This is a genomic window from Rhodoferax sp. GW822-FHT04A08 (assembly GCF_058801025.1).
Genome location: NZ_JBXAMW010000034.1, coordinates 1 through 11371, shown reverse-complemented (window position 1 = coordinate 11371; position 11371 = coordinate 1). Strand labels below are relative to the sequence as shown.

General features: G+C 57.8%; 8 protein-coding genes and 1 pseudogene. 4 read left to right on the top strand and 5 right to left on the bottom strand.

Annotated elements, in window-relative coordinates; genetic code table 11:
- Positions 1–76 precede the first annotated feature (76 nt).
- Together AC1RMF_RS26035 and AC1RMF_RS26030 are read right to left on the bottom strand one after the other, a co-directional pair.
- Positions 77–451 (bottom strand): hypothetical protein, encoded by a 375-nt coding sequence (locus AC1RMF_RS26035; RefSeq protein ID WP_493145414.1) that lies wholly within the window; start codon positions 449–451, stop codon positions 77–79.
- 280 nt (positions 452–731) lie between these two features.
- Positions 732–1670 carry a LysR family transcriptional regulator gene (locus AC1RMF_RS26030; RefSeq protein ID WP_493145413.1) on the bottom strand — a complete coding sequence of 313 codons (939 nt, stop codon included), beginning with the start codon at positions 1668–1670 and terminating at the stop codon, positions 732–734.
- A 48-nt stretch (positions 1671–1718) separates the two neighbouring features.
- Between AC1RMF_RS26030 and mdlC the strand changes: the two genes are divergently transcribed.
- Genes mdlC through AC1RMF_RS26010 form a run of 4 tightly spaced genes read left to right on the top strand, consistent with a single transcriptional unit; the run spans position 1719 to position 7244 of the window.
- On the top strand, positions 1719–3347 hold the full coding sequence (mdlC, locus tag AC1RMF_RS26025) for a benzoylformate decarboxylase (protein WP_493145412.1): 1629 nt from the start codon (positions 1719–1721) through the stop codon (positions 3345–3347).
- 53 nt (positions 3348–3400) lie between these two features.
- Positions 3401–4852, top strand: coding sequence for an aldehyde dehydrogenase (locus AC1RMF_RS26020; RefSeq protein WP_493145411.1), 1452 nt, complete (start codon positions 3401–3403; stop codon positions 4850–4852).
- Positions 4853–4866: 14 nt separating this feature from the next.
- A complete protein-coding gene (locus tag AC1RMF_RS26015; protein ID WP_493145410.1) occupies positions 4867–5787 on the top strand; it encodes a ketopantoate reductase family protein in 921 nt (306 codons plus the stop codon).
- 59 nt (positions 5788–5846) lie between these two features.
- Positions 5847–7244: an MFS transporter gene (locus AC1RMF_RS26010; RefSeq protein WP_493145409.1), complete on the top strand. Its 1398-nt coding sequence runs from the start codon at positions 5847–5849 to the stop codon at positions 7242–7244.
- A gap of 863 nt (positions 7245–8107) precedes the next feature.
- On the opposite strand, the gene AC1RMF_RS26005 is transcribed toward AC1RMF_RS26010, so the two are convergent.
- The 3 genes and pseudogenes from AC1RMF_RS26005 to AC1RMF_RS25995 form a co-directional block, all read right to left on the bottom strand.
- On the bottom strand, positions 8108–8782 hold the full coding sequence (locus tag AC1RMF_RS26005; protein WP_493145407.1) for a methyl-accepting chemotaxis protein: 675 nt from the start codon (positions 8780–8782) through the stop codon (positions 8108–8110).
- A 10-nt stretch (positions 8783–8792) separates the two neighbouring features.
- Complete coding sequence (locus AC1RMF_RS26000) at positions 8793–11033, bottom strand: EAL domain-containing protein (RefSeq protein WP_493145406.1); 2241 nt, start codon at positions 11031–11033, stop codon at positions 8793–8795.
- A 158-nt stretch (positions 11034–11191) separates the two neighbouring features.
- Positions 11192–11371: pseudogene (locus tag AC1RMF_RS25995) on the bottom strand (uroporphyrinogen-III C-methyltransferase); the annotation flags it as partial.

Genomic DNA, 11371 nt, shown 5'->3' with positions numbered 1-11371 from the left:
TCATGCCTATTGGCTTTGCACGGTTTGCTTAAAAAGAATGCAGATCGTTTTGGGTGCTGCGTTCTTTATCAAATGTTCACTTGCGCCACTTCTTTTTGGCCTTGGTGGCCAGGGGCAACTCGCCTCGCAAGCGGCGCAAGTCTTCTTCGGTGAAGTCTTCGCTCTCGTCATCGCGATGTGAGTCGTTGCTTGCGTTATCTGCCGCTTGCACGGGTGTGTCGCCCTCGATATGTTCGCTCTGGAGCGCATGCTGCAAACGCGGCCCCAGGCAAGCATCTTCTGCATCGGTGATGTCCCCGGTATGGCAGAGTGTTGCCTGGTGCCGCAGATGTACAACGCCAGGCGGTTCCAGGTCCCGCTGGATGCCGATCCCCGACTGTGCGGCATCAAGGCCGCCTGCCTGCAACTGGCCGCATTTCAAAAAGTGGCACCGCAATGTAGTCTGACGCATAGCCTGACGTGCAGTAGGTCGCCTATCCGAACGCCCTTGAAGATGCCCCACAAACGTGCGTCGCTATCGCCAGAACGAAGTCTTTACATATTGGGGCATAGCGCGGTATTGCATCAGCAACTTCGATACCAGAAACACCGTTCAAATCATTGTCTACCTAGATTGGATTTAGGCGCATTGACGTGCAGAATTCGATGGCTGGTGCTTTGCCTTGGGCCGTTGCTGCGTCCAAATTAGCATGCCCAGGTTGCCCATATTTTTTAGCCGAATACATAAACTTTTAACTCTTGAACAACTCCAGCATCACCTGTTGAACCCACTTATGCATGGGCACATGCTCGTGACGATGACTCCAGTGCAACGAAACCGTGAAGTCTCGCTGGGGGATTTGAGGTTCCAGTACGCAAAACTTGTCCAGCGGTTCAAAGGTCAGAGCGATCGCCCTGGGCATCAGTACGGCCAGATCGGTTGAACGCACGATCCCTGGCAAGGCGAGGAAGTTGGATGTGACCAACCGAATTCTTTGCTCCAGATTTTGCGCGTGCAATATCCGCATGGTCTGCCCGTGTGACTGCACCGCCGCGTACTCCAGCGTACCGAGCTCGTCTGCACTAACTTTGTCATTCTTTCGGCGGGTGCAAAAGGGATGTCCCGCGCGCAGCAGAAGACTGTAGCGATCGGTAATGAGGTCCACTTTTGCCGACGATTGGATGTGGGGCAGAAAGCCAATGGCAAAGTGCAACCTGCCGTCGTCCAGGGCGTCTGCAATTTCAGCAACTTCATAGGCTCTAACTTTCACTTGAAGTTGTGGCGCACGCTCCCGCATTGTTTCCATCAGGCGCGGAAGAAAACGTGCCTCACCGATGTCAGTCAGATGCAGCCGCAATTCCGCCACCGTGATGCGGGGGTCGAAGTGATCGTCCTCCGCCAGCCCGGCAGCCAGGATTGCAAGCCCCCTCTGGACAGGAGCCACTAGCCGCTGCGCGCGTTCAGTTGGCATCACGCCTCCCGGTCCACGGTGGAACAAGGGGTCTCTCAGTGCCAGACGCAAGCGCATCAAGGCCTGGCTGGTGGCGGGCTGGGAGAGCCCGAGCACGATTGCTGCACGACTGATGTTGCGTGTTCGATAGATCGCGTCAAAGACGCGAAGCAGATTGAGGTCCAGTCCTTCTATATTCGCCATATCAATAATACTTAGTAAGTTTATTTTATTGTCCAATGATAAGCAGAGGAGCACACTGCGGCCACTTTTATTAATGAAGCACCCATGAACAAAAAAGTGGCAAGCCTGCACGCACCCCAATCATCGGCAATTCGTCCAACCGTCAGGGAGGCCGTGATACGGCTGATGCGGGACCTGAAGATAGACACGGTATTTGGCAATCCGGGCTCAACCGAGCTACCGATGTTTCGCGACTACCCGTCCGACTTCCGCTATGTGCTGGGTCTGCAGGAGTCCGTGGTGGTCGGCATGGCAGACGGCTATGCACAGGTCACACGCAATGCGTCCATGGTCAACCTGCATTCAGCCGCCGGTGTTGGCCACGCGATGGGCAACATTTTCACGGCGTTCAAGAACCAGACCCCCATGATCATCACCGCAGGTCAACAGTCCCGCTCAATCCTGCCCTTCGATCCTTTCCTGTTTGCTGCCAGCCCGACCGATTTGCCCAAACCCTATGTCAAATGGGCGGTGGAGCCGGCTCGGGCCGAGGATATTCCGCTGGCGCTGGCGAGGGCCTACCGGCTCGCCATGCAAGCGCCATGTGGGCCGGTATTCGTATCCATTCCGGCAGACGATTGGGACAAGACGACCGATTGGGTGGAGGCCCGCGAGGTCAGCCAGTCCGTAGCGCCAGACCCCGCTGCCATTGATCGGGTTGCCCTTGCCCTCAATAGCGCTCGCAATCCTGCCATCGTGGTTGGAGCCGGTGTGGATCGCGATGGCGCGGTGGACCAGGTCGTTCGCTTGGCGCAGCAGCTTCAGGCCGCCGTGTTTGCCGCGCCCATGAGCGCCCGTTGCAGCTTCCCCGAGCGCCATCCTCAGTTCAGCGGCTTTCTGCCCGCCATTCGCGAACACATCGTGGCCCATCTTCAGGGCCACGACTTGATACTTGTCCTCGGCGCGCCGGCCTTCAGCTACCACGTCGAAGGCACTGGGCCCCACATCCCGGCGGGAAGCGTGCTGTGGCAAATTACGGATGACCCGCAAACGGCCTCCTGGACACCGCAGGGCAACAGCGTCATCTCCAGCCTGCACCTGGCCGTGGGAGAACTATTGCGTCTCACAGCTCCCGCCTCTCGTGCAGCTCCTGCCAGGCGCCCACTTCCACCCACGGTTACGGCCAACTCGCCGATGTCGGAGGCATACGCATTGCAGACGCTGGATCAGGAACGCGGGCCACATGATGTTTTCGTCGAAGAGGCCCCCGGCTCGCGCGCTGTCATGCAGAGGTATCTGCCCATGCCAGGCGCCGACAGCTTCTACACCATGGCCAGCGGCGGCCTGGGACATGGCATGCCAGCAGCAGTTGGCGTGGCGCTGGGCCGAATGCAGCAACAGCTGCCTGGACGCGTCATCGGGCTCATCGGTGACGGCTCCAGCATGTATTCGATTCAGGCGCTTTACACGGCGGCCCAGCTGCAGTTGCCCATCACCTATGTCATCCTGAACAACGGCCGATACGCCGCGCTGCAGGATTTTGCGCCGGTATTCGGCTATCCCGCCGGCGTCAAGCCTGCGGGAACCGACTTGCCAAACCTGGACTTCGTCCGCCTTGCCGAAGGCCATGGCATGCCAGCACTGCGTGTGACCGAGGCCAGCGAACTGCAAGGCAAGCTCCGTCACGCATTGAACACGTCAGGCCCTTGCCTGATCGAGCTGCAGGTCATCTGAATCCAACGCTTTATCCACCCACTCTTTCACTAACCAAAACAGGAGACAAGACCATGACAACCATTTCCATGCTGATCGGCGGCGAACCCCGAATGGCGACAGGCAACGCAACATTCACCCGGAAGAATCCGCTGGATGGAACCGTGGCTACCATGGCGCCCGCTGCCTCACCCGAAGATGCCATTGCCGCTGCGGACGCCGCAGCGCAGGCCTTTGCGCAATGGTCGCGCACGGGTCCTGGCGAACGCCGCGCATTGCTGATGAAGGCAGCGCATGCGCTGGAAGCGAAGGCTGACGCCTTTGCCCAGGCCATGGCGGCTGAGACCGGCGCTTCCGGCATCTGGGCCGGATTCAATGTCCACCTGGCTGCTGGCATGCTGCTGGAAGCCGCCGCGCTGACAACCCAGATCAACGGACAGGTCATTCCGTCCGACGTGCCCGGAAGCCTTTCCATGGCAACCCGCCAGCCCGCTGGCGTGGTACTGGGCATTGCGCCCTGGAATGCACCGGTCATCCTGGCAGTGCGCGCCATTGCCGTGCCGCTGGCCTGTGGTAACACGGTAGTGCTCAAAGGCAGTGAACTGTGCCCCGCAACCCACGGCCTCATCATCCAGGCGCTGCAGGAGGCCGGCCTGCCCAAAGGCGTGGTCAACTTCGTCACCAATGCGCCTGCGGATGCTGCCGCCGTGGTGGAAGCCCTGATCGCCCACCCAGCCGTCAAGCGCGTGAACTTCACAGGCTCCACGCACGTCGGTCGCATCATCGCGGGCACCTGCGCCAAGTACCTCAAGCCTGCTGTGCTGGAGCTCGGTGGCAAGGCACCTCTGCTGGTGCTGGACGATGCCGACCTGGACGCAGCGGTCAACGGCGCTGCCTTTGGCGCCTTCGCCAATTCGGGGCAGATCTGCATGTCCACCGAACGCATCGTGGTCGACAACAAGATTGCCGACGCCTTCGTAGAAAAGCTGGCGACCAAGGCCAAGGCACTGCCCCTGGGCGACCCGCGCAAGGGACCCGTGGTACTGGGCTCAGTCGTGGACATGAGCACGGTGCAGCGTTGCAACTCCCTGATTGACGACGCGCTGGCCAAGGGCGCGACCCTGGTCTGCGGAGGTAAGGCCGACAGCACGCTCATGCCGGCAACCTTGCTGGACCATGTGATACCCGCCATGAAGATCTACAGTGACGAAACCTTTGGCCCGGTCAAGGCCATTGTGCGTGTGGACGGTGAGGAAGCTGCCATTGCCTGCGCCAATGACAACCCCTATGGCCTGTCCGCTGCAGTCTTCACGTCGGACACCGCACGCGGCTGGCGTGTGGCGCAACGCATCGAGTCCGGCATCTGTCATGTGAACGGTCCCACCGTCCATGATGAGGCGCAAATGCCCTTCGGTGGCGTCAAAGGCAGTGGCTATGGCCGCTTTGGTGGTCAGGCCGGCGTCGAGGCATTCAGCGAGCTTCGCTGGATCACCATCCAGACGACCGACCGTCACTACCCGTTCTGAAGGCAGGCACTGCCATGAAAATCAGCGTTCTCGGTGCTGGCGCCATGGGTTCCCTGTTCGGTGGCCAGCTTGCAGAAGCGGGACATGAAGTGAGCCTGCTGGACATCAACGAGGCCCATATCCGCCAGGTAAGCGAACATGGACTGCATCTGGTGACGGACCAGGGTGACCGCAACGTTCGCATCACCATATCGCGCCCGACAGATGCCCGCACCGTGCCCGACTGGTTGATCGTATTCACGAAGACCCTGCATACCTTGACTGCCATGGACTCCGCCAAACATCTGCTGGGTCCGGACACCCGTGTACTCAGCCTGCAAAACGGTCTTGGCAATGCGGAGAAGCTTTCGCAATACGCGTCAATCGAGCGCATAGCAGTCGGTGTGACGACCGTTCCAGCCGACCTGGTTGGTCCAGGGCATGTGGAATCTCACGGCAAGGGATATGTCCGTGTGACGGGCGCCACTGGCACGGCAGACGCGCAGCTCCACGCGCTGGTCACAGCCATGCAGCAGGCCGGCCTGGCCTGCTGCATCGACAGCAATGTGCAGGCAGCCATCTGGGAAAAGGTTGCCTTCAACGCCGCCCTGAACAGCCTGTGCGCCGTGACCCGGTGCACGGTGGGCCAGTTGGGAGCTAGCGCCAAGGGCCGGGAGTTGGCCCATGCCATTGCATCCGAAGTGCTGGCCACTGCCAGCAGCCAGGGCCTTGACGTGAGTGAAGCGGTCCACGGCACGCTGGATCACGCCATGGATCACCACCTTCACCACAAGCCGTCCATGCTGCAGGACTTGCTTGCGGGACGGCAGACAGAGATTGAGTCCATCAACGCAGAGGTGGCTCGGGTTGCCACGAAATCCGGTATGGCTGTGCCCCTGACGGCCACGCTCGCAACCCTGGTGAAGCTCAGCACACAGGCCGCGCATACCAGCTGACCATCAGACAACAACCGGGGAAAAATTCCTCGGAAAAACATATAACCAGGAGACATCACATGCAACAAAGTCAATCATTGGGCAGCGCCCGCACGCCCGATGGCACAGCACAACCCACCCGCCACGTGACGGCCAAAATCACCGACATAGGAACGGAGCTCGACAACGGGCCGTTCACCAGCTTTCAGAAATTCGTGGTATTCCTTGCCGCGCTGTCCATCGTGATGGATGGGTTCGATGGCCAGCTCATCGGCTACGCAATCCCGGTGATCCTGAAGGAATGGGGCATCACCAAGGCGGCCTTTACTCCGGTAGTTGCCGCAGGACTGATTGGCATGGGAGTTGGCAGTGCCTGCGCCGGTTTGCTGGCAGACCGGTTCGGGCGCCGCTGGGCGGTGATCTGCAGCGTGCTGGTGTTCGGGCTGGCAACCTGCTGCATCGGCTTTGCACCCGACATCATGGCCATCGCCATACTGCGATTCCTGGCGGGTCTGGGAATTGGCGGTGCGCTGCCAACCTCCACAACCATGACGGCCGAGTTTGCACCCGCGCGCAACCGGACTGTTGCAGTCACCGCCACCATTGTTTGCGTGCCACTGGGCGGCATGTTGGCTGGCCTGTTTGCAGCGCAGGTGATGCCCACCTACGGATGGCGCGGCCTCTTCATCATCGGAGGCATATTGCCCATCCTCTACGCCGGTGCTCTGGCAACCATGTTGCCCGAATCCCCGCGCTTCCTGGCACGCCACCCGGCTCGCTGGACTGAACTGCGGCGCCTGTTGGGCCGTATGGCACGCAGCGTGGAACCAGATGCTTCCTTTGTGGATGCCGCCGAGCAGCGCAAGGAAACCAAGGCAGGCTTCCGTGCGCTCTTCACCGGGGGACGCAGCTGGGACACGCTGGCAATCTGGTGCGCGTTCTTCATGTGCCTGCTGACGGTGTACAGCGCCTTCAGCTGGCTGCCCACCATGCTGACCTCAGCCGGGTTGCCGGTAAGCGTGGCAGGCTCAGGACTTACGGCCTACAACCTCGGCGGCGTGATCGGTGCGCTGGTGTGCTCGTTTGCAATCACCCGATATGGTTCGCGCTGGCCCCTGCTGCTGTGCTGCCTGGGCGCCAGCCTGAGCGCCGTGGCGATGCAGTCAATTGACATCGCCACACACTCGCAGTTGCTGATCTTCGGCTTCGGCATTCACGGCCTGTTCGTGAACGCCGTGCAGTCCACCATGTATGCACTGTGTGCGTTTGTCTATCCGACCTCGGTCCGCGCAACCGGCACCGCTGCCAGCCTGGCCTTTGGTCGCATGGGCTCCATCCTGAGCGCATTTGCCGGTGCCGCAGTCATAACCGCCGGGGGAGCCAGCGGATACCTGACGATGCTGGCCAGTGCAATGGCGCTGGTATTCATTGCATTGTTCATGGTGCGCAACCACATCCGCCCGGCGGCGCAGTTCTAGCCCAAGACGAGGCGCCCCGAAATGGGCACCTCTCGGGTTGTGCTTCAGAGACAATTCACTGCCAGGCCTCATGACATTTGACTTGCAGCATCTGCGGGCGTTTGCCACCATCGTCTCGACCGGGAACCTAGGCCGTGCAGCGAATCCGCCGCACTAATTGCCGCCCGGCAATGTCAACAGTCCGGCAGGCTGAGTTCCAGGAAGGCTTTGAAAAAGATCAAATGAGATCTCTAATTGGAGCAATCGACCAGGCGCATTCGGTCACAAGTATTCGTCTCTCGGTGGCTCGCAATCCGCCATTACCAAGCAGATTGAGAGCAAGGAGCGTCGGCTCGCGTTGCTGAGGTCACACGCCTCGAAAACCTTCGAATCAACGTTACATCGTATGAGGAATAGGAATAGGTCATTCCACTCGGGGGCACCGTTGTGAATGACCTTGGCTGAGCCATACAGCCTCAGGATCAATGGTGGCCCCTCAAAGGCGCAGAACATGATGATCGTTCGCGGCGATCGCTGAACATGTGCAGATGATTCATTGCCGCTCCCGGTAACGTTCAACCAAGCTACGCGCGTATCACCCAAAACCCTCAAGAGGAGTCCATGCCTTTGGGAGAAATATTTACACGACTGTCTTCCGTCGCTGTGCCGACAAAGAAGATCCTCTGCTCGCCGATGAACCGGATGTGTCTTTCGGCTAATTTATTGAACTGCTGCCCCACGTTCCCCCCCAATTGTTGCTGTCAGGGAGGTCTTCTTTCCAAGAAGGTCAGGAGATACAAGAAAGCAATTTATCCTAGTATAAATTGCACCACGACCGTGCGAATGCGTTCAGAACCCTGCTCTTCGCGTCACCTCATCCACATTTAGGTCACTGCCTTGGCAAGCGCCGCTTGCACCAATTTGTCAATTTCCGCAGTAATGCTGGTCATTACATTGGCAACGACTGAGAACTCTCGCCCCGCGTTTCCGGCGCGCGCCGCAATGATTTGTGCATTGAATGCAACCATGTGGGCTTGCTTGGATATGTCTTTGATTTCACTCATGACGTCTTGAAGTTGGTTCTTCACCGAGTTGGCATGGGTACGCGCTTCTTTTTCGTAGATGGCAGTGATGCTGTTCAATACGGCTAGCAACGGCGTTGTGCTTGCTATGAGGTCTTTCAGAAGGTCCGCCTTCTGCCTCCAATTGGATTCAATCGCAGTGAAAGTACGTTCCGCCAACTCAATGAAGGATCGGATCTTCTTGTCTCCGGATTCCGGACCGAAATATGCGGCCTGAAGTTCTGAGCTGAACACTCCGGGCAGGGCTTCTGTTCCCTCTACCAGCGAGGTGTGCGCATCGGCAAATAGCTTCAACGCTTCCCTTGCCGTTACCAGTGCGCCTGGATCTTCGTTGCTGGCCAGCACAGCGTAAAGAACAACACGCTGCGAGGTGAACCGTCTGCGCCCCGATAGATTGATGAGAGTGGCAAATGTCTCTCCGGTCAACTTGCTCGGATCGACTTTCGGGCTGCTTTGGACGAATTTTGAGGTGAGCATGCTGGTGGGGTCACAAATGGAATGAGGAGTAGCTGTCGATCAGGCTGACCAGGCTCAGAGGTTCACTAAGCAAATAGCCCTGAATCAGATGACAACCCGCGGCCTTCAGCTGAGAGAGTTGTTCTTCGGTTTCAATGCCCTCTGCAATGACATCCAGTTGCAGATGCTTTCCCAATGCCACGATGGTCTTTGCAATGGCATGGTCGCTCTGGCTTGTGGCGATGTCGCGCACAAATGACCTATCCACCTTCATCGATGTGATGGGCAGATTCTTCAGCATCGCAAGTGAGGAGTGCCCCATTCCGAAGTCATCCAGACTTATTTCAAAACCTTTGTTCCGCAGTTTGTGCATCACGGATATCACTTGCTCAGAGCGCTTCATCAGCATGCCTTCGGTGAGTTCCAACGTAATGCTTGAAGGAGGAATGCAATGTGCCGACGTCAGTTCACTCAACACATCTGGAAGGTCATTGCTGGTGAACTCTGAAGCTGCCATATTGACGTGCACCTTCAGACCGTGAAAGTCCGCCTGGAACAGCGTGGAGAGGTCCGCGCAAGCCTGCTCCATCACCCATCGTCCAATCTCCACGATAAGGTGACTCTGTTCGGCAATGGGGATGAAAATATCGGGTGCAACCAGCTCCCCGCCAGCACGCCGCCAGCGCACCAGCGCTTCGATCGCATGTAATCGCCTCTTCGCGATGTCAAAGATGGGCTGATAGACGAGAAACAGTTCCTTGTTTTCTATTGCGTGGTGAAGTTCTGTTTCGAATGTCAAACGCCTTGCCAGAGAGGCCTGCATCAGAGCAATGCTGTTGGAATCGCTTGCCGAAGAAATATCGCAGCCATTGCGCCCATTTTGTTTGACGCGGTACATCGCAGTGTCCGCACTGCGCAAAAGTGCCGGAGCCGTCAAACCACTTTCGGGAAACCTGCTGACACCAACGCTCGCGGATACCGTGACTTCCACCCCGTGGTATTCAAACGGAATACGCGCAATTTCCAGCACGCGTTCTGCCACTTCCGATATGGCTTCGTCTGAACTGCAGGGAACCAGAAGAGCGAACTCGTCACCACCCAATCTGCCTGCAACCGCGCCTTCTGGCACAACGGCTGTCAGCCGATGTGCGAACTCCCGCAGCACAATGTTTCCAGCCTCATGGCCAAAAGCGTCATTGATTGGCTTGAAGCGATCTAGGTCGATGAACATCAGGCCAAAGCTCTCTTTCTGCCTGGATGCACTCTCGCACTTTTGTGCCAATTGGGAATGAAAGTGGGTTCGATTGGAAAGCCCCGTGAGCTCATCAATGTGGGCCAAACGGTAGATGACCGCTTCCTTTTCCAAACGCTGTGCCGTTTGGGCAATCAGTGCACCGATCGTTGCGGACAGTTTGGGCAACTGCGCTTCCGGTTGACGAGAAAGGCAGCTGTAGAACTCCAACACGCCCGGGCTATGGCGTTCACCGCCCTCCGAAACATAGGTAACCGGAAATATGAATCCCGAAAGCAAGCCGCAGGTCTGTGCGCTTTTTCGTCTCAGAAAATTGGGATTGGTCGACATATCGTCCACCCATTGCGCTTTGCCGGACTCCCATACGAGCCCCACCAGTCCCTGGCCTGGCGACATCAGCAGACTATTGCTTGCCTGGCCAAATGCACCCAGGTTGTATTCAGTCCTGTGCCACTGGTACCTGCACTTCAATTGGGCTTCATTTTGTGGCGACGCCTCCATGACCCAATAGGCACCCCACTCCCAGCCAAGGTTTTTGCAGACAAGTTGTATGACATTGACGATGGCTTCGCTCAACTGATTTGATCCAACCAGATACTCCGTCAATTCAAAGGCAAGGCGTTCTCGCACGGCCGCATGCTTGCTGGGCGTGATGTCAGTCAGTATTCCGTAAACGCACCGGTCTTCCTCATCGGAAAGTGGGAGTACCGTTAATCGAAGCCATCGCAGCCCTTCCTTCGCCGTAATGACGCGAAATTCGTACCGTGCCTCCTGCAGAGCCTGATCGCCGGTGACTAACTCAATGAGCCCAACGAGATCATCCTCCACCACGTTGATGAAGCAGGCATCCAACGCAAGATCATGTGCCGCCGTGACGTCCAGGAGCGCAGCAGCCATCTCGGAAATATCTATGCGAGCAGCCTTTGGCGAGTACTGCCACCGACCGAAAGCCGCTGCACTTTCCAGGATGGAAGTTGACGTAAGTGATACGTTTCGCCCTACGCCGATTTTGTTGCCCATTGCCTTAAACCTTTGAAAGATTTAGATGGGACACAAGCTCTGCAGCGGCCCCACTTCTAGTGGTAAACACTAAGCAACATATATGCCCGTAAGTGGCAATCAATCAAAATGAAATCATTGACAAAATGCAGTCCATCGAAGTGGATAAGGGCACGAGGCTAACCTCTTTGCGCGAAGTACATTTCTGGTTGATTCATTGAAACAGCATTTGCTGCGACATCCCCCACCACAATCACCGCCGGACTGCCCAGCCCTTCGCGCTCAATGGTGGCGTGCAACTGGTCCAGTGTGGTCTGGGCATGACGTTGCTGCGGCAACGAGGCGTTTTGCACGATCAA